The organism is Cupriavidus consociatus, from assembly GCF_017814975.1.
GTDB lineage: Bacteria > Pseudomonadota > Gammaproteobacteria > Burkholderiales > Burkholderiaceae > Cupriavidus > Cupriavidus consociatus.
In genome coordinates this window covers 157,452-174,863 of sequence record NZ_JAGIQA010000001.1, presented here as the reverse complement: position 1 = coordinate 174,863, position 17,412 = coordinate 157,452, and the positions used below count along the sequence as shown (strand labels likewise).

Annotated in this window: 12 protein-coding genes and 2 pseudogenes; 2 read left to right on the top strand and 12 right to left on the bottom strand. The window is 66.2% G+C overall.

Annotation, left to right across the window (positions count from 1 at the left end):
* Positions 1-70: 70 nt before the first annotated feature.
* Positions 71-1,387, bottom strand: coding sequence for a sn-glycerol-3-phosphate ABC transporter substrate-binding protein UgpB (gene ugpB, locus J8I82_RS00785; protein ID WP_209753827.1), 1,317 nt, complete (start codon positions 1,385-1,387; stop codon positions 71-73).
* 197 nt (positions 1,388-1,584) lie between these two features.
* Here ugpB and J8I82_RS00780 point away from each other — a divergent pair, with 197 nt between their 5' ends.
* Positions 1,585-2,376 carry an HAD-IIB family hydrolase gene (locus J8I82_RS00780; protein ID WP_209753826.1) on the top strand — a complete coding sequence of 264 codons (792 nt, stop codon included), beginning with the start codon at positions 1,585-1,587 and terminating at the stop codon, positions 2,374-2,376.
* 86 nt (positions 2,377-2,462) lie between these two features.
* Here J8I82_RS00780 and J8I82_RS39965 read toward each other — a convergent pair.
* From J8I82_RS39965 to J8I82_RS00760, 5 genes and pseudogenes are all read right to left on the bottom strand, one after another.
* Positions 2,463-2,705: pseudogene (locus tag J8I82_RS39965) on the bottom strand (helix-turn-helix domain-containing protein); the annotation flags it as partial.
* A gap of 167 nt (positions 2,706-2,872) precedes the next feature.
* A pseudogene (gene ntrC, locus J8I82_RS00775) lies at positions 2,873-4,010 on the bottom strand (nitrogen regulation protein NR(I)); the annotation flags it as partial.
* A gap of 74 nt (positions 4,011-4,084) precedes the next feature.
* Complete coding sequence (glnL, locus tag J8I82_RS00770) at positions 4,085-5,263, bottom strand: nitrogen regulation protein NR(II) (RefSeq protein ID WP_209753824.1); 1,179 nt, start codon at positions 5,261-5,263, stop codon at positions 4,085-4,087.
* A gap of 5 nt (positions 5,264-5,268) precedes the next feature.
* A complete protein-coding gene (locus J8I82_RS00765) occupies positions 5,269-5,826 on the bottom strand; it encodes a DUF4124 domain-containing protein (protein WP_209753823.1) in 558 nt (185 codons plus the stop codon).
* Between the two features lie 151 nt (positions 5,827-5,977).
* A complete protein-coding gene (locus J8I82_RS00760; protein WP_063238097.1) occupies positions 5,978-7,393 on the bottom strand; it encodes a 3-hydroxylaminophenol mutase in 1,416 nt (471 codons plus the stop codon).
* Positions 7,394-7,877: 484 nt separating this feature from the next.
* On the opposite strand from J8I82_RS00760, the gene J8I82_RS00755 reads away from it, so the two are divergent.
* The gene (locus J8I82_RS00755) at positions 7,878-8,342 is read left to right on the top strand and encodes a rhodanese-like domain-containing protein (protein WP_209753822.1); all 465 of its coding nucleotides are present in this window, start codon (positions 7,878-7,880) and stop codon (positions 8,340-8,342) included.
* A 73-nt stretch (positions 8,343-8,415) separates the two neighbouring features.
* Here the strand turns inward: J8I82_RS00755 and J8I82_RS00750 are convergent, their stop codons facing one another.
* The 6 genes from J8I82_RS00750 to hrpA form a co-directional block, all read right to left on the bottom strand.
* Positions 8,416-9,240 carry a competence/damage-inducible protein A gene (locus tag J8I82_RS00750; RefSeq protein ID WP_209753821.1) on the bottom strand — a complete coding sequence of 275 codons (825 nt, stop codon included), beginning with the start codon at positions 9,238-9,240 and terminating at the stop codon, positions 8,416-8,418.
* Between the two features lie 12 nt (positions 9,241-9,252).
* Complete coding sequence (locus J8I82_RS00745) at positions 9,253-10,143, bottom strand: EI24 domain-containing protein (RefSeq protein ID WP_209753820.1); 891 nt, start codon at positions 10,141-10,143, stop codon at positions 9,253-9,255.
* A gap of 150 nt (positions 10,144-10,293) precedes the next feature.
* Positions 10,294-11,268, bottom strand: a complete 975-nt coding sequence (locus J8I82_RS00740; protein ID WP_209753819.1) for a sterol desaturase family protein — start codon at positions 11,266-11,268, stop codon at positions 10,294-10,296.
* Positions 11,268-12,143, bottom strand: a complete 876-nt coding sequence (locus J8I82_RS00735) for a polysaccharide deacetylase family protein (protein ID WP_245179270.1) — start codon at positions 12,141-12,143, stop codon at positions 11,268-11,270. Before J8I82_RS00735 ends, J8I82_RS00740 begins: the two co-directional genes overlap by 1 nt.
* A gap of 18 nt (positions 12,144-12,161) precedes the next feature.
* Positions 12,162-13,160 carry a YVTN family beta-propeller repeat protein gene (locus J8I82_RS00730; protein WP_209753818.1) on the bottom strand — a complete coding sequence of 333 codons (999 nt, stop codon included), beginning with the start codon at positions 13,158-13,160 and terminating at the stop codon, positions 12,162-12,164.
* Between the two features lie 142 nt (positions 13,161-13,302).
* A complete protein-coding gene (hrpA, locus tag J8I82_RS00725) occupies positions 13,303-17,403 on the bottom strand; it encodes an ATP-dependent RNA helicase HrpA (protein WP_209753817.1) in 4,101 nt (1,366 codons plus the stop codon).
* Between the last annotated feature and the right edge of the window lie 9 nt (positions 17,404-17,412).

Sequence of the window (17,412 nt, the reverse complement as noted above, 5' to 3'; positions counted from 1 at the left end):
GCCACAATGCAAGCGGGCGGAGGTTTCGCCGCCGCCCGCCCTTTCTTGTCAGCTTGCTTTCAGGCCGCGCTTATTCGCGCGCGGTCTTCTGGAAGCGCTCCAGCAGATCATTGCCACGGGCCACGGCCGAGTCCAGCGCTGCCTTGGGCTCCTTCTTGCCAGCCCAGACGGCTTCCAGTTCCTCGTCCACCACGGTGCGGATCTGCACCATGTTGCCCAGGCGCACGCCGCGCGACTTGTCGGTGGTCTTGACCACCATCTGCTGCACCGACACATCGGCACCCGGGTTCTTGTCGTAGTAGCCGGACTTCCTGGTCATCTCGTAGGCGGCCATGGTCACCGGCAGGTAGCCGGTGGCCTGGTGCCAGTCTGACTGGATCTCCGGACGCGACAGGAAGTTGAAGAACTTGGCCACGCCCTTGTACTCGTCCGGCTTCTTGCCGCCCATCACCCACAGCGAGGCGCCGCCGATGATGGTGTTCTGCGGGGCGCCCTGCACCTCCGGGTAGTACGGCAACTGGGCCACCGCGAACGCGAACTTGGCGTTCTTGCGGATATTGGCCAGCGAGGCCGACGAGCCGGTGAACATCGCGCACTCGCCGTTATAGAATTTGGCCTGCGATTCCGCCTTGCGGCCGCCATAGCTGAAGTAGCCCTTCTTCACCATGTCCTGCAGGTTGGTGATGTGCTTGACGTGCAGCGGGCTGTTGAAGACCAGCCGCGTGTCGGTGCCGCCAAAGCCGTTGTTCTTGGTGGCATACAGCGTGTTGTGCCAGGCCGAGAAGCTTTCCAGGTGGACCCAGCCCTGCCAGTCGGTGGTGTACGCGCAGTTGGTGCCCGATGCCTTCAGCTTGGCCGAGTACTGCATCACCTCGGGCCAGGTCTTGGGCGCCTTCTCCGGGTCCAGGCCGGCCTTCTTGAAGGCATCCTTGTTGTAGTAGAAGACCGTGGTCGAGCTGTTGAACGGGAACGACAGCATCTCGCCCTTGGACGAGGTGTAGTAGCCCGCCACCGCCGGGATGTAGGCCTTCTGGTCGAACTTTTCGCCGGCATCCTTCATTACCGTCGACACCGGCTTGATCGCGCCCTTGGCACTCATCATGGTGGCGGTGCCGACTTCGAAGACCTGCAGGATGGCCGGCGCGCCGCCGGCGCGGAAGGCGGCGATGCCGGCCGCCATGGTTTCGTCGTAGTTGCCCTTGTTGACCGGCACCACCTTGTACTCGGACTGGCTGGCGTTGAACTTGTTGGCGATCTCGTTCACCTTGTCGTTCAGGGCGCCTTGCATGGCGTGCCACCACTGGATTTCAACGGCGGCCTGAGCGCTGCCGGCCCCGGTCAGGGCGGCCAGCACGGCAAGTTTAAGCACGGTACGGGATACGGACATGGGTGGCTCTCCTTGGTCTCACTTGTTTCTGGTCGGGCGGAAACCCGACAGCATGTGATTTTTTTGTGACAGCGGCATGTTACGCCGGTCGCACCCGGGCAAGCAAATCAGCAACTTCACGGATCCCCGCCGTTTTTGCAACGCAATAAGCGATATCACCGACGAAGGCGGCAGGATGCCGATTACAATGGCCCGCCATGCAATCCCTGAACAAGCTCTCTAATTCCGCGCTGCAGCGCGTGCGCGGCGTGCTGACCGATATCGACGGCACGCTGACTACCGATGGGCGGCTGCCCGCCTCCACCTATCTGGCGCTCGACGGGCTGCGCCAGGCAGGACTGCACGTTATCCCTGTGACTGGGCGCTGCATTGCGTGGGCCGAGATCCTGACCCGCCTGTGGCCGGTGGACGCGATCATCGGCGAGAACGGTGCCTTCTATTCGCACTTGCTTGATGGCCGGCTGCATACCCGCTTCCTGGACGACGCGCCCACCCGCGCGCGCAACCTCGAGCGCATCCATGCGCTTGGCCAGCGCATCCTGCTCGAGGTGCCGGGCAGCGCACTAGCGTCGGACCAGGCCTGGCACGCCGCCGACCTTGCGATCGACCATGCCGAAGACGTGCCGCCATTACCGCAGGAAGCGGTGGCCCGTATCGCCGCCTTGATGCGCGAGGCAGGCATGACCGCCACGGTCAGTTCCATCCATGTCAACGGCTGGTTCGGACAGCATGACAAGCTGTCGATGAGCAAGCTGTGCGTAGAGGAGTTGCTGGGGGAAGACCTGGATGCACGCCGGGATGAATGGCTGTTTATCGGTGATTCGGCCAACGATGCCAGCATGTTCGCGCATTTTCCGCTGTCGGTGGGGGTGGCCAATGTGCGGGATATCCTGCCGCAGCTGCCTGTGCCGCCGGCTTATATCACCGCGGCGGCAGGCGGCGAAGGGTTCGCGGAAATGGCGCAGCGGCTGGTGCAGGCGCGCGGCTGAGCACCACCCAAGGCAGAACGCAAAAAGCGCAAGAAGGCAAGACGGCCGGGCATTGCCCGGCCGTCTTGTTGTTGCCTTTCGGCCGCTCAGTCGAATCCCAATTCCTGCAGCTTGCGGGTAATGGTATTGCGCCCGATGCCCAGCCGGGTCGCGGCCTCGACCCGGCGCCCGCGCGTGACACCGAGCGCGGCCTCCAGCACCGCCTTCTCGAACCGGCGCGTCAGCACATCCATGACCTCCGGCTGCCCGGCCTCGAGCATGGCGCGCGCTTCGCCGGCCAGCAGGTGTTCCCAGCCGGCGGTGGTGCCGGCCGGCGCGGCGCTGACAGCCGGCGCCGGCCGCACCACGGTCGCCGTATCCGCCTCCGCCACCGGCATCGCAAAGCCGCCGTAGTCGGCCAGCTCATGACCCGTTTCGTACTCGGCGGCACGCGTCTCGACCACGCGCTCGGGCCGCGGCGCATTGATCGGCTCGCTGGTGCCGGCCTCCAGCATCTCGCGCGGCAGGTCCTTGACCTCGATGGTCTGCGCCGGCGCCATCACCGTGAGCCAGTTGCACAGGTTCTCGAGCTGGCGCACGTTGCCGGGGAACGGCAGCGTGCTGACATAGGCCAGCGCTTCGTCCGACATGCGCTTGGGCTCGACACCCAGCTCCTTGGCGCTCTTCTGCAGGAAATGGCGCGCCAGCAGCGTGATGTCCTCGGGCCGCTCGCGCAGCGGCGGCAGGCGCAGCCGGATCACGTTCAGGCGGTGGAACAAGTCCTCGCGGAACAGGCCTTCCTTGACGCGCAGCTCCAGGTTCTGGTGCGTGGCGGCGATGACCCGCACATTGGCGCGCAACGGGTTGTGGCCGCCGACGCGATAGAAGTTGCCGTCGGACAGCACGCGCAGCAGGCGGGTCTGCAGGTCGAACGGCATGTCGCCGATTTCGTCGAGGAACAGCGTGCCGCCCTCGGCCTGCTCGAAGCGGCCGCGGCGCATGGTCTGCGCGCCGGTGAAGGCGCCGCGCTCGTGGCCGAACAGTTCGGACTCGAGCAGGTCCTTGGGAATGGCCGCGGTGTTGAGCGCGATGAACGGGCCGTTGGCACGCGGGCTGTGCTTGTGCAGCGCACACGCCACCAGCTCCTTGCCGGTGCCGGACTCGCCGGTGATCATCACCGTCACGTTCGACTGCGACAGCCGGCCGATGGCGCGGAACACGTCCTGCATCGCCGGCGCCTGGCCGAGGATCTCCGGTGCGTCGACCAGCCGGTCGTCCATCTCCTCTTCGCGCAGGCTTTCTTCCAGCGCGCGGCGGATCAGCTCGACCGCCTTGTCGACATCGAACGGCTTGGCCAGGTATTCGAAGGCACCGCCCTGGAACGCCGCCACCGCGCTGTCCAGGTCCGAGTAAGCCGTCATCACGATGACCGGCAAACCCGGATGCCGCGCCTTGATGGCCTGCAGCAGGTCCAGCCCGGAACCGCCGGGCATGCGGATATCGGAAATCAGCACCTGCGGCTGGTCTTCCTCCAGCGCGGCCAGCACGTCTCGCACATTGGTGAAGCTGCGCGAGAGCAGGCTTTCACGGGCAAGGGCCTTTTCCAGGACCCAGCGGATTGATTGATCGTCGTCGACTATCCAGATCGGCTTCATGTGCGTCGCTTGTCTGCTCGGTGTCATTTGGTCTTCCGCATGCCCGGCACTGCAGCGCGATCGCTCGCGGACAGCTAGTGCAATGGCAGCAGGATGCGGAAGTCGGTACAGCCCGGCCGGCTCTCGCATTCGATCAAGCCCTCGTGCTGCTGCACGAAGGTTTGAGCGAGTGTGAGACCGAGACCGCTGCCGCCATCCCTACCCGATACCAGCGGATAGAAGATGCGCTCGCGAATGTCTTCGGGGATTCCCGGGCCGTTGTCGATCACATGCAAGTCCAATGCCAGCTTGAACAGGCGCTTGGCGATGGTGACCTGGCGCGCCACGCGCGTGCGCAGCACGATCTGCGCATCGCCGCGCGCAATGCGATCGGCCAGCGCCTGCGCGGCGTTGTGCACGATGTTGAGCACCGCCTGGATCAGTTGCTCCATGTCGCCTTGCAGCTCGGGCAGGCTGGCGTCGTAGTCGCGCACGATCTCCAGGCCGTTGGGAAACTCGGCCAGCACCACCGAGCGCACGCGCTCGAGCACCTCGTGGATATTCAGGCTCGACACGATATGCGGATGGCGGTGCGGCTCGAGCAGCCGATCCACCAGCGTCTGCAGCCGGTCCGACTCCTTGATGATGACCTGCGTGTATTCGCGCAGCGAACGCTCCGGCAGCTCGAACTCCAGCAGCTGCGCGGCGCCGCGGATGCCGCCGAGCGGGTTCTTGATCTCGTGCGCCAGGTTGCGGATCAGTTCCTTGTTGGCCGAGGTCAGGTCGAGGATGCGCTCCTCGCGGTCGCTGCGCACCTTCTGCTCGTTGGGGAGGATCTCCACCACGACAGTGTCGCCGGACGCGTCCAATGCAGCAATCACTACGTGCGCATGGATGGGTTCCTGCAGCGGCGGCTGCAGCACCAGGTCCTGCCGGCGCACGTCGAACTGGCGCGCGACCACGGTGTCGAGCATGTTGTGCAGCTCGTCCGAGTGGCCGAACAGGTCCGGCAGCGACAGCTCCACCATGCCCCGGCGCGACACACCGAAGGTCGCCTCGGCGGCGGGATTGGCGTAGACCACGCGCAGGCCGGGCTGCCGCACCAGCAGCACCGGGTTGGCGACCACGTCGAGACCGGCATGGCAGCCCACCACACCCATGGGCAACACCTGGGCGCCGCCGCCCGATTGCACGAGGTCCGGTGCGGAGGTCTCGCCACGGTCACTGTCGGCACCGCCGACCTTGCGCGACACACCGCGAATCAGGCGACGCATAAGACTTAGTCCTTCAGGTTGCCAAGCTCGCGCCGCAGCGATGCCGCGTTGGCCTCGCTGCGCGCGATGTCGTCGCGCAGCGCCGCGGTGCGATCGAGGTATTTCTGATAGTTGCGCTCGTTGCCCTGGCGCTCGGGCTGACCGTTGTTGTATTCGGCGCGCAGCGCCTGCAGCTTGGCCTCTTCGGCCTGCAGTTCCTGCGTGAGCACGGTCCGGCGCTCGCTGTCGCGGCTGCGCTGCGTGGCACTGTCCACGCGCGGGAAGCTGGTGTTGCTGGCCGTTGCCGCACCGCCCTTGGCCGGCGCCGGTGCGATACGTCCGCCAGGCACGGTCACCACGTCCGGCAGGTTGAGCTTCTTGCACCCCTTGCCGGCATTGCCATTGCGATATTCGGGAACGCCGTTGGGTCCGGTGCAAACGTAGACGTCGGAAGACGACTGCGCCTGCGACGGCACGACCCAGGCACCCAGCGTCAATGCCACGGCACTCACCAGAACAGGGAAGCGAACACGAAATTGGTGCAGCGGCGCGGCCTGGCTGGCCTTGCGCGAAGAAGCGTCCATGGACATGGCGTCAGGTGTGAACAGGGATGGATCGGGATGGAATCGGATTCCCCATTCTAGCGAGCAAAGCAAAAAGGGACAGCCGAAGCCGCCCCTTTCTGGTGCAACTGTTGCCCGGTCACAACCTGCGTCATTTCCGGGCAAGGGCCGCTTACAGCGAGTAGTACATTTCGAACTCGACCGGGTGCGTGGTCATGCGGAAACGCGTGACTTCTTCCATCTTCAGTTCGATGTACGCATCGATCATCGAGTTCGAGAACACGCCGCCGCGGGTCAGGAACTCGCGGTCGTTGTCCAGGTACTCCAGCGACTGATCCAGGCTCGAGCAGACGGTCGGGATCTTTGCATCCTCTTCCGGCGGCAGGTCATACAGGTTCTTGTCGGCAGCTTCGCCCGGGTGGATCTTGTTCATCACGCCGTCCAGGCCGGCCATCAGCAGCGCCGAGAAGCCCAGGTACGGGTTCATCAGCGGATCCGGGAAGCGGGTCTCGATGCGGCGGCCCTTCGGGTTGGCCACATACGGGATACGGATCGAAGCCGAACGGTTGCGGGCCGAGTAGGCCAGCTTGACCGGAGCCTCAAAGCCCGGCACCAGGCGCTTGTACGAGTTCGTGCCCGGGTTGGTGATGGCATTCAGCGCGCGGGCGTGCTTGATGATGCCGCCGATGTAGTACAGCGCGAATTCCGACAGGCCGGCATAGCCGTTGCCAGCGAACAGGTTCTGGCCGTCCTTCCACACGGACTGGTGCACGTGCATGCCCGAGCCGTTGTCGCCAACGACCGGCTTCGGCATGAACGTAGCGGTCTTGCCGTAGGTGTGGGCAACGTTCTGGATCACGTACTTCTGCAACTGGGTCCAGTCGGCGCGCTGCACCAGCGTGCTGAACTTGGTGCCGATTTCGTTCTGGCCCTGGCCAGCCACTTCGTGGTGGTGGACTTCAACGGGAATGCCCAGCGATTCCAGGATCAGGCACATTTCCGAACGCATGTCCTGGAAGGTGTCGATCGGGGCAACCGGGAAATAGCCGCCCTTCTTGCCCGGACGGTGGCCGGCGTTGCCGTGCTCGAACTCCTTGCCCGACGACCACGGGGCTTCTTCGGAATGGATCTTCACGAAGCAGCCTTGCATGTCGACGTTCCAGGTCACGCCGTCGAAGATGAAGAATTCGGGTTCCGGACCGAAGAAGGCGGTGTCGCCCAGGCCGGTGCTCTTCAGGTAGGCTTCGGCGCGCTTGGCGATCGAACGCGGGTCGCGGTCATAGCCCTTGCCATCCGACGGCTCGATCACGTCGCACGACAGCACCAGCGTCGGCTCTTCATAGAACGGGTCGATGTGAGCCGTGTTCGAATCCGGCATCAGCAGCATGTCCGAAGCTTCGATACCCTTCCAGCCGGCGATCGACGAGCCGTCGAAAGCGTGGCCGCTTTCGAACTTGTCTTCATCGAAGTGCGACACGGGCACGGACACGTGTTGCTCCTTGCCTTTGGTATCGGTGAAACGGAAGTCGACGAACTTGACGTCGTTTTCCTTCACCAGCTTCATCACGTCTGCAACGCTGTGGGCCATGCCAATCTCCTGGGTATTCGGCAAATGTCTGAGAAAGCCAATTCTTGGGCCTGTCGCCGGCGGCGCCGCTGCATGTCGCCGCGCTTGCCGACCTCGCCACGAAAGGACGGAGGAATGTTAGCAGAAAGCGTGCCAAGCAAACGCCCCACTGCTTCCCCCGGCCCGAAAAATGTGCAACTCCGGCGAACCGCGCACCGTCGCGGGGTGGGCGCGATCCGGATCGTCGCGCCACAGCGAGCCCGAGTGGCGCACCATAGACATGCACGTTCACAGACTGCCCACCAATAAAACACCACAATGGTGCAATGAGCAAGCAATCGCACCGCATTAGTGCGTCAGCACCAAAAACGGTCCTTTCTTGCCCGGGCGTGGCGCCAACCAGCCAGCGCTGGCGCGTGTTGCGGCCGCCGGGTTGCCGTGGCGCTATAGAATACCGGGTTACGGCCTTTGCGCCCCTATTTCACCCATTTCATTTGTCACGCAGATGACCACCCGAGACGATCTCCTCCAGGCCGCCCAGCAGCGCCAGCAACAGAACCAGCTCCCGTACTTCGGTGCGCTGTCGCCGCAGGAAGCCTTTGCCCTGCTGCAGAACGATCCCGCGGCGGTGCTGGTCGACGTGCGCACGCAGGCCGAGCTGGACTGGGTCGGCGGCGTCGATGTGCCCGACGCGCAGTTCGCCCATGTCGAATGGATGTCCTATCCCGGCGGCGCGCAGAACGCCCGCTTCATCGAGGAACTGAAGGCGCGCGTGCCGGCCGATGTGCCGGTGCTGTTCCTGTGCCGCAGCGCGGCCCGCTCCAAGCACGCCGCGCGCGTGGCGACCGATGCCGGCTACCACTTCGCCATGGACGTGCTGGAAGGCTTCGAGGGCAACCGCGACGAGCATCATCACCGCAAGACGGTCGAGGGCTGGTGCGTGCGCGGACTGCCGTGGCACGGCGCCTGAGCGTCGCCGCGCCAGCATGACGAAGGGGCAGCCTGGCTGCCCCTTTTTGCTTGTGTACTGCCGCCGCGAACGCTCAGGCCTGCGCGGACTCCCGCGCCGGCTGCTCGACAACCTCAAACCCCATCGCGCGCACCCCCTCCAGCAGCATGGCGTAGGCGGGAGCTACCAGATCGGCCGGGCCCTTGACGCCCAGGTCGATATGCCGGCGTGCAAAGCGGTCGCCGCGCTGCACGTCGCCGACCGAAGGCAGGCTGAACACGCGGATACCGTCAAAGGCGGCTTCGACCTTCTCCATCAGCGGGGTCAGCGTGGACTCGGGTGCCTCGAACACATAGAAGGCGCGTTCCTGATGCTGCACCTGGTGGAACAGGTGCGCATACTCATGGTCGAGCACCCACTCCATCATCGGCCATGCCATCACCGGGAAGCCGGGCATGAAGTGGTGATGCCCCACGGAAAAGCCCGGGATGCGGTTGTAGCTGTTGGGGATGATGCGCGCGCCTTCGGGGAACTCGCCCATCTTGAATCGGTGCTGGTTTTCCGGCTGGTTCAGGTCGGCCTTGACGGGATCGCCGCCTGCGGTCTCGGCAATGCGCAGTGCGATCTGCTCGCGCGCCTCGGGATGCAGTTGCAGCGGCACGCCGAGCGCCGCGGCCGCGCACTGGCGTGTATGGTCGTCGGGCGTTGCACCGATGCCTCCGGTGCAGAACACCACGTCTGTTCCGGCAAAGGTGCGCTTGAGCGTGGCGGTGATGCGGCCGCGGTCGTCGCCGACATACTGCGCCCAGTCCAGCGCAAGGCCGCGCGTGCCCAGCAGTTCAATGGTGCGGCGCAGATGCTTGTCTTCGCGTCGCCCCGACAGAATCTCGTCGCCAATGATGATCAGGCCGAAACCCATGTTGCCCTCGCTTCAGGAATGTTCGATGCGCCGCACATCGGAGGGCGCCAGGTCGATGATGTCGCCACCCGCGGACGGGCCGGCTGGCTGCGGTGCCGGCGGTGGTGCGGCACGCTCGGCGCGCAGCTGCGCCAGCGCGCGCAGGCAGAAGTGGCCGAACCACAGCGCCGAAAAGATAAAGATCAGCACATACAGCCACAGCGTGCCTGCCAGCACGAACGGGAACAGGAAGATCACCGCCGCGGACGACACCCACAGCAGAGTCGGCGCCGAGCCCAGCAGGCCGACCGCCACGCCGATCACCAGCAGCGGCGTGCGGTGGCGCCGCATCAGCGTCTTGCGCTCTTCCGCGCTGGCATGGTCGGACAGCGCGTCATAGGTCATCACCCTGTAGGTGAGCCAGCCCCACAGCACCGGGGGGATCAGTGCGAAGAACGGCGGCACCAGCCACAGCGGCAGTGTCACCAGCACCAGCAACAGGAACACGACAGTGCTGCCCAGGGACTGGAACACGCTGCCGAGCACGCTGCCGCCGTGGGCCTTGGACAAGTCCGGGTAGTTGCGCTCCAGGTGGCGCACCACGGCCGGCACCGAGAACACGCCGATAAACATCAGCATCGATGCGATCACCAGCGGCACCGCCAGCGCGGCGACGAACAGCGGCGCCACCACGGCCCGCATCGACTGCAGGCTGAGCCAGTCCAGTGCGCTGTAGATCCAGCTGGTCAGCACCGAGGTCTCGAGAAAACCGCGCGTGGCGGTCATGATGGGATCCCAGCCCCACCAGAGCAGCCCGCCCCAGAAGAGCGTGGCCAGGACGAAAGGCAGCACGGTCAGCAGCAGCATGCGGGGATGCAGCTGGCTGACGAGCGCGCGGCCAAACGAGCGGAAGATATCGTTCATGCAGCGTGGGTCCGAGCGTGGACTCGGCGGTTATGCGGTGGAAGGCGATTACAGCCGGCGTTGAAGCCGGCGCCGGCGGCAAACCGGAACACTAGCATACGCCACTTGCCGCCGCCCGCGGGCCGCGGCGCCACGCGGTAGGGCTTCGCTTCAGCGCAGCCGCAGCAGGCGCTTGATGCCGTACCACTGGTGGGCGAGAAAGCCGGAGCCGTAGTCGTGGCCCTTGCCCAGCGGCGGCGGCAGCTGGTCGCGGATACCAGTGGGGTGGTAGGACTCGGTGAAGACCGCGGTGCCGAACAGCATGTCCCACCAGGGAAAGATCACGCCGTAGTTGCAGCCGCCCAGCCGCGCCGGGGCGCCGTCGGCTTCATGGCCGATGCCGACGGCATGGTGGGTGCGGTGGAAGCGCGGCGAGATCAGCAGGCGTTCGCCGAGGGTGCCGAAATGCAACCGCACGTTGGCATGCTGCAGGCTTTGCAGCAATTGCGACAGGGCCACCAGCAGCACATATTGCGATGGCTCGACGCCCACGCCCAGCGCCACCAGCGCAAACACCAGGTCGCGCAGCATGTCGTCCAGCAGGTGATTGCGGTTGTCGCTCCACAGCGTCATCTGGCGCTGGCTGTGGTGCACCGCGTGCAAGTGCCACCACCAGCGGAACGTATGCGACAGGCGGTGGTACCAGTAGTCCAGCAGGTCGAACAGCAGCAGGTAGACGAAGAAGCTGACCAGCGGCACCGAGGTCACGCCCGGCCACCAGTCCTCGACATTGATCCGCTGCCAGCCCATCAGGTGCAGATGTCCTTCGAGCGAGTCCGTCAGCGGCGCCAGCAGGAAGAACATGGCGAGGCGGAACAGCCCGAGGCGATGGATCGCCGTATAGAGCATGTCGGTGCGGATCGCCGCGCGGTCGGCCACCGGCTCGACCGGACGCCATTTTTCCAGCGGCCCCAGGATCAGGAACATCACCGCGATCTGCACCAGCCCTACCAGCAGCCACTCGGTGCCGGTGAAGGCCTCTTCGGCATAGCGGCCAAACCCGAGGTCATAGACCACCGGCAGCACCACGTCCTGGAACAGCGCGCCTTCGATCTGTCCGATCCAGCCGTTGAGCGTATCAAACATTACCGCCTGCCCTCCTGTTGTCCGATGGCATGCCGGGCGATCCAGTCGCGGTAGGCCGGATGCTCGCGCAGCGTCGCGAAGCAGAAGCCCTTGCGCTCCAGCCCGGACAGCAGCGGCTCCAGCACGCCCGGCGCCCACGGGTCCTTGCGCGACCAGATGCCCAGGTGCGCCATGGTGATGTCGCCATCGCGCAGCTTGTCGAGCGCGCGCTCCAGCAGCATCGCATTCGGGTAGCGATCCGACGCCAACTCATCGCCCAGGAAGCCGGCCGGCGTCCAGCCGACGTGGCGGAAGCCGCACTGCTCGGCCCATTGCAGCGTCTGCGGCGCGGTGCGGCCGCCCGGGGCGCGCCAGAGCGGCACCATCTCGGCACCGGTCATGCCGCGGAAGGCGTCGGCGCTGCGGCGCAGTTCGCGGCAGAAGCCGGCAGCATCCATCACCGTGTCCTTGCCGGCCTGCGCGCCGAACTGCGGCCGCATGGTTACCTGGCCGGCGCGCACGCCGCGCAGGTAGACATGGTCGAAGGTATGCGTGCCGAAGGCATGGCCATCAGCGGCCAACGTCTTCCAGTACGGCGCCCAGGACGGGTCGAGCGAGCTGTCCTGCCGCACCGTGGGTTCATTGGCCAGGAAGAAGGTCGCGCGGATCCTGTGGCGGCGCAGCATGTCGGCGATCAGCTGGGCCTGGCTCATGCTGCCGGTATCGAAGGTCAGGTAGAGCGTGCCGGCCGGGCAGGCTTTTGCCGCGACCGGGGTTGGATCGGCCGCTTGCAGCGCGGAGGGCAAGGCGCATGCAAGCGCGGCCCCCACCAGCATCCTGCCGAATCGTCCGAATCGTCCGAATCGTCTGGAAAGTGTAGCCTTGGTACCGCGCATGATCCTGCCCCGACCCGTTTAATACAGCGGCGCGCGCGTGCGGAAGTAGATGCCGTGCGGCGAGCGGCCGACGCGCACGGTCTTGACCAGCTTGCGGCTCGGCACGTCGATCAGCCCGACCGAGCGCGCCCAGCGGAACGTCACCCACAACGTCTTGCCGTCGGCGGTCAGCTCCATGTCGTCCGGCCCGGGCGGCAGGCCCGTGATGTCGCCGATCTTGGCGAGCGTCTGCTGGTCGATGATGCTGATGCTTCCGGTCACGCGATTGCTCAGGAACAGGTGGCGCTTGTCTCCCACCGCGCGGAAGTTATGCGCGCCCTTGCCGGTCTGGATCTGCTTGACCACGGTGCGGGTGCGCCAGTCGATCACGGCAATATAGTCCGCCCCCGTCATGCCGACCAGCAGGTATTTCTGGTCCGGCGTCACCCAGATGCCGGCCGGCGCGGAGCCGGCCTCCATGCGCCACAACACGTTCTGCGTGATCAGGTCGATCGCGGTGACCTCATTGGAGTCCTGCAGCGTGATAAAGGCGATGCGGCTGTCTGCGGTAAAGGCGATATGGCTGGGCGTCTTGGCCAGCGGATATTGCTTGGCCAATTTCAGCGCCTTGCCGTCCCAGCGGTAGACATCGACGCGGTCAAGCCGGTTGCCGGTGGCGACGAACCACTTCTGGTCGGGCGAGAAGCCGATCTGGTAAGGGTCGTCGATATTGGGAACGCGCTGCTGCACCTTGCCGGTGACCGGGTCCAGGAACACGAGGTCGTTGCCGACCGCGTTGGCGACGATCAGCGACTTGTCGTCGGGGGTCGCGATGAGGTGGTGCGGCTCCTTCCCGATCGGGAAAGTCTCAAGCACCTTTTGCGTGTCCTTGTCGATCAGCGTGACGGTTGCATCACCCGAATTGAGGATCACCACCACTTCCGCCGATGCCGGCGCGGCCATCAGGCCCAGCGCGAGCGCGCCCACCGTAATCCCACCAGTCACCGACCGACGCACCCACCGACGCAATGCGAACATAAGACCCGCTACAAGAAGAACTGAATCGGCGATTCTAACGTTTGGCCGGCTAATTCCGCTGACGTCTCGGCTTACGGCGGACAAGAATTTGGCAGATTGTTGCGCCGGCACGACCATTTGCGGCCGTCCCGGCGCCCCAGCCTCAGCGCTGCATCGATTCCCACACCTTCTGCAGCCGCTTCACCGACATCGGCACGGGCGTGCGCAGCTCCTGCGCGAACAGCGCAATGCGCAGTTCTTCCAGCATCCAGCGGAACTCTTCCAGCCGCGCATCCTCGCCGCCACGGCCTTGCGTGCGCAATTGCTTTTCGGCGCGCTGCCATTGCTGCAGCAGCGGCGCCATCTCCTGAATGCGCTGGGTATCGCGCGCCGGGTCGCCCTTGAGCTTGTCGATGCGCATGGCGATGCCCTTCAGGTAGCGCGGGAAGTGGACCAGCTGCGTGTATGGGGTCTCGTCGATAAAGCGCTTGCCCATCAGCCTGCCGAGCTGGGCTTCCATGTCGGCGTAGGCTGCGGCGAACGGCTTGGCCTGCAGCAGCTTGCGCGGCAGCCCGGCATATTCGGCAAGGATCGCGCCGGCCAGCCGTGCGATCTCCTGCGCCAGCAGCGACAGCCGCGTGCGGCCTTCGTCCTTGCGGGCGTTGAACTCGGCCTCGTTGCGCGGCAGCGGCGGCTGCATGCAGGCGCGTTCCAGCGCCAGCATCACGATCTGGTCGCGCAGCATTTCCTGCGTACCAAGCGTCATGTACTGCATTGCCATCTGCTGCAGGCCGGCTATGTTCTTTTCGATGAACTTGACCTGCTCGCGCAGTTGCAGCGCGAACAGCCGGCGCAGCCCGAGGTGGTGGATGCGCGCGGCTTCCTGCGGATCGTCGAAGACCTCGACGTCGCAGTGCGTGCCGCGGTCGACCAGCGCCGGGTAGCCGAACAGCGTCTGGCTGCCCTTGCGGATCTCCAGCAGCTCGGGCAGTTCGCCGAAGGTCCAGCCAGTCAGGTTTTCGTACTGGCCGGGCTCGGCGGCTGGCAATTGCGCGGCCTGGTCCGGCGACCCGGCCTGCGCGGCCGCCTGCGCGGCAACGCGCTGGAACGACTGCTGCGCCTGGCCGCCCAGCTCGGCGCGCAGTTGCGCCAGGTTGCGGCCCATGTCGAGCTGGCGGCCGTGCTCGTCGATGACCTTGAAGTTCATGGCATGGTGCGCCGGCAGCGTTTCCAGCTTGAAGTCGGCGCGCTTGACCATGGTGCCGGTCTCTGCGCGGATATCGGCGATCAGCACGTCCAGCAGTTCGCCCTCGCCGAACGGCTGGCGCGAGACAAAGCCGGCGGCGAAGTCCGGCAACGGCACGCAATGGCGGCGCAGCTTCTGCGGCAGCGACTTCAGCAGCAGGTGAACCTTTTCCTTGATCATGCCCGGCACCAGCCAGTCGGCACGTTCCTGTCGCACCTGGTTGAGCGCGTACAGCGGCACGGTCAGCGTCACGCCGTCGCGGTGGCTGCCCGGCTCGAAGTGGTAGGTCAGCCCCATCTCCACCCCGGCCACGTTCATGGTCTTGGGGAACAGGTCCGTGGTGATGCCGGCCGCCTCGTGCCGCATCAGCTCATCGCGGTTGAGGTAGAGCAGCTTGCGGTCCTTGGCGCTGTCGGCCTGGTACCACTGCTCGAAGGTGGTCTGCTGGTTGATCTCCGCCGGGATGGCGCGATCGTAAAAAGCGTAGATCAGCTCGTCGTCGACCAGCACGTCCTGCCGGCGCGACTTGTGCTCCAGGTTTTCGATTTCCCGCACCAGGCGCTGGTTGTGCGCGAAGAACGGCAGGCGCGTATCGAATTCGCCCTCGACCAGCGCGCGCCGGATAAAGAGCTCGCGCGCTTCCTGCGGGTTCATCGGACCGTAGTGGACGCGGCGGTGCTGGTAGACCACCAGGCCGTACAGCGTGGCCCGCTCGAGCGCCAGCACCTGGCCGGCCTTCTTTTCCCAGTGCGGATCGCTCCAGCTCACCTTGAGCAGGTGGCCGCCGATCTGCTCCAGCCACTCCGGCTCGATCCGCGCCAGCGTGCGCGCGAACAGGCGGCTGGTCTCGACCAGCTCGGCCGCCACGATCCAGCGGCCGACCTTGCGCGCGATCAGCGAGCCCGGCCACAGGTGGAACTTGATGCCGCGCGCGCCCAGGTACTCGCGGCCCTTGCCGTCGCCATCCTCGATGCGCACGCCGACGTTGCCGAGCAGGCCTGTCAGCAGCGCCTTGTGTACCTGCTCGTAGGTCGGCTCGCTCTCGTTCAGGCGCCAGCCTTGCTCGGCCACCGTGGTCAGCAGCTGCGAATGGACGTCGCGCCATTCGCGCAGGCGCAGGTGCGACAGGAAGCTGGCGCGGCACTGGTCCTGCAACTGGCGGTTCGACTTCTTGTGCGCGACCGCGTCCTCGAACCACTTCCACAGCTTGACCCAGCCCAGGAACTCGGACCTCTCGTCCATGAACTTGCGGTGCGCCTGGTCTGCGGCCTCCTGCGCCTCCTGCGGGCGGTCGCGCGGGTCCTGCACCGACAGCGCGCTGGCGATGATCAGCACCTCGCGCAGGCACTGGTGCTCGCGCGCGGCCAGGATCATGCGGCCCACGCGCGGGTCGAGCGGCAGCTTGGACAGCTGCCGCCCCGTCGGCGTGAGCTGGTTGGCGTCGTCGACCGCGCCCAGCTCCTGCAGCAACTGGTAGCCGTCGGCAACGGCGCGGCCCAGCGGCGGCTCGATAAACGGGAACGATTCGATATCGGTCAGGCGCAGCGCCTTCATGCGCAGGATCACCGCCGCCAGCGACGAGCGCAGGATTTCCGGATCGGTGAAGCGCGGCCGACCGGTGAAATCCGACTCTTCGTATAGCCGGATGCACACGCCATTGGCCACGCGGCCGCAACGGCCGGCGCGCTGGTTGGCCGCGGCCTGCGAGATCGACTCGACCTGCAACTGCTCGACCTTGTTGCGGTACGAGTAGCGCTTGACGCGCGCCATCCCGGTATCGACCACGTAGCGGATGCCCGGCACCGTCAGCGAGGTCTCGGCGACGTTGGTCGCCAGCACGATGCGGCGGGTGTTGGACGGCTTGAACACCCGCTCCTGCTCCTGCACCGACAGCCGCGCGAACAGCGGCAGGATCTCGGTATGCGGCGGATGGTGCTTGCGCAGCGCCTCGGCGGCCTCGCGGATCTCGCGCTCGCCCGGCAGGAACACCAGCACGTCGCCCGGGCCCACGCGGCACAACTCATCGACGGCATCGACGATGCCGTCGTACAGGTCGCGCTCGCGCGCCTGCGCGCTGCGTGGCGCGGCGCCCGGTGGCGCGTCATCGGTGATCGGGCGGTAGCGCACTTCCACCGGGTACAGCCGGCCGCTGACCTCGATTACCGGCGCGGGCTTGCCGTTGAGCGTGAAATGCGCGGCAAAGCGCTGCGCATCGATGGTGGCCGAGGTGATGATCACCTTCAGGTCGGGCCGCTTCGGCAGGATCTGGCGCAGGTAGCCGATCAGGAAGTCGATGTTCAGGCTGCGCTCGTGCGCCTCGTCGATAATGAGGGTGTCGTAGGCGCGCAGCAGCGGGTCGTTCTGCGTCTCGGCCAGCAGGATGCCGTCGGTCATCAGCTTGACCGACGCGCCCGCCGACATGGTGTCATTGAAGCGCACCTGATAGCCGACATGCTCGCCCACCGGCGACCCCAGCTCCTGCGCGATGCGCTTGGCGGTGGAGGTGGCGGCAATGCGGCGCGGCTGGGTGTGGCCGATCAGCCCCCCGCCCTCGCGGCCCGGGCCGCGCCCGATCGTCAGGCAGATCTTGGGCAGCTGCGTGGTCTTGCCCGAGCCGGTCTCGCCCGACACGATCACCACCTGGCTGGCCAGCAGCGCCGCGGCGATCTCGTCGCGGCGGGCCGAGACCGGCAGCGCCTCGGGGAACGTGATCGGCGGCAGCGGATTGACCGCCCGTGGCGGCCGCGGCGGGCGCTCCTGGCGCGGACCTCGCGGCGGGCGCTGGCCGGATTCGCCGGCTGGACGGGCGACCGCGGGCTCCGGGCGTCCGGCGGGCGGCCGGGCCGGACGCTGGGCCTGTCCTCGGGTCTGCCCCGGGGCCTGGCCCGGGGTCTGCCCTTTGGGCGGCCGGGACGGATGGGATGGCGTGGACTGGCCGGCACCGGCCGGCGTCTGCGGGGCGGCGGGTTGACCTGGCCTGACGGGCTTTGCAGCCTTGAAGGGGCGTTGTTCTGACATTGGCCGGGA

What these genes read in the sequence shown, in the direction of transcription:
- ugpB (WP_209753827.1), bottom strand. Translation starts at nt 1,387, where the DNA reads ATGTCCGTATCCCGTACCGTGCTTAAACTTGCCGTGCTGGCCGCCCTG.
- J8I82_RS00780 (WP_209753826.1), top strand. Translation starts at nt 1,585, where the DNA reads ATGCAATCCCTGAACAAGCTCTCTAATTCCGCGCTGCAGCGCGTGCGC.
- glnL (WP_209753824.1), bottom strand. Translation starts at nt 5,263, where the DNA reads ATGCGTCGCCTGATTCGCGGTGTGTCGCGCAAGGTCGGCGGTGCCGAC.
- J8I82_RS00765 (WP_209753823.1), bottom strand. Translation starts at nt 5,826, where the DNA reads ATGGACGCTTCTTCGCGCAAGGCCAGCCAGGCCGCGCCGCTGCACCAA.
- J8I82_RS00760 (WP_063238097.1), bottom strand. Translation starts at nt 7,393, where the DNA reads ATGGCCCACAGCGTTGCAGACGTGATGAAGCTGGTGAAGGAAAACGAC.
- J8I82_RS00755 (WP_209753822.1), top strand. Translation starts at nt 7,878, where the DNA reads ATGACCACCCGAGACGATCTCCTCCAGGCCGCCCAGCAGCGCCAGCAA.
- J8I82_RS00750 (WP_209753821.1), bottom strand. Translation starts at nt 9,240, where the DNA reads ATGGGTTTCGGCCTGATCATCATTGGCGACGAGATTCTGTCGGGGCGA.
- J8I82_RS00745 (WP_209753820.1), bottom strand. Translation starts at nt 10,143, where the DNA reads ATGAACGATATCTTCCGCTCGTTTGGCCGCGCGCTCGTCAGCCAGCTG.
- J8I82_RS00740 (WP_209753819.1), bottom strand. Translation starts at nt 11,268, where the DNA reads ATGTTTGATACGCTCAACGGCTGGATCGGACAGATCGAAGGCGCGCTG.
- J8I82_RS00735 (WP_245179270.1), bottom strand. Translation starts at nt 12,143, where the DNA reads ATGCGCGGTACCAAGGCTACACTTTCCAGACGATTCGGACGATTCGGA.
- J8I82_RS00730 (WP_209753818.1), bottom strand. Translation starts at nt 13,160, where the DNA reads ATGTTCGCATTGCGTCGGTGGGTGCGTCGGTCGGTGACTGGTGGGATT.
- hrpA (WP_209753817.1), bottom strand. Translation starts at nt 17,403, where the DNA reads ATGTCAGAACAACGCCCCTTCAAGGCTGCAAAGCCCGTCAGGCCAGGT.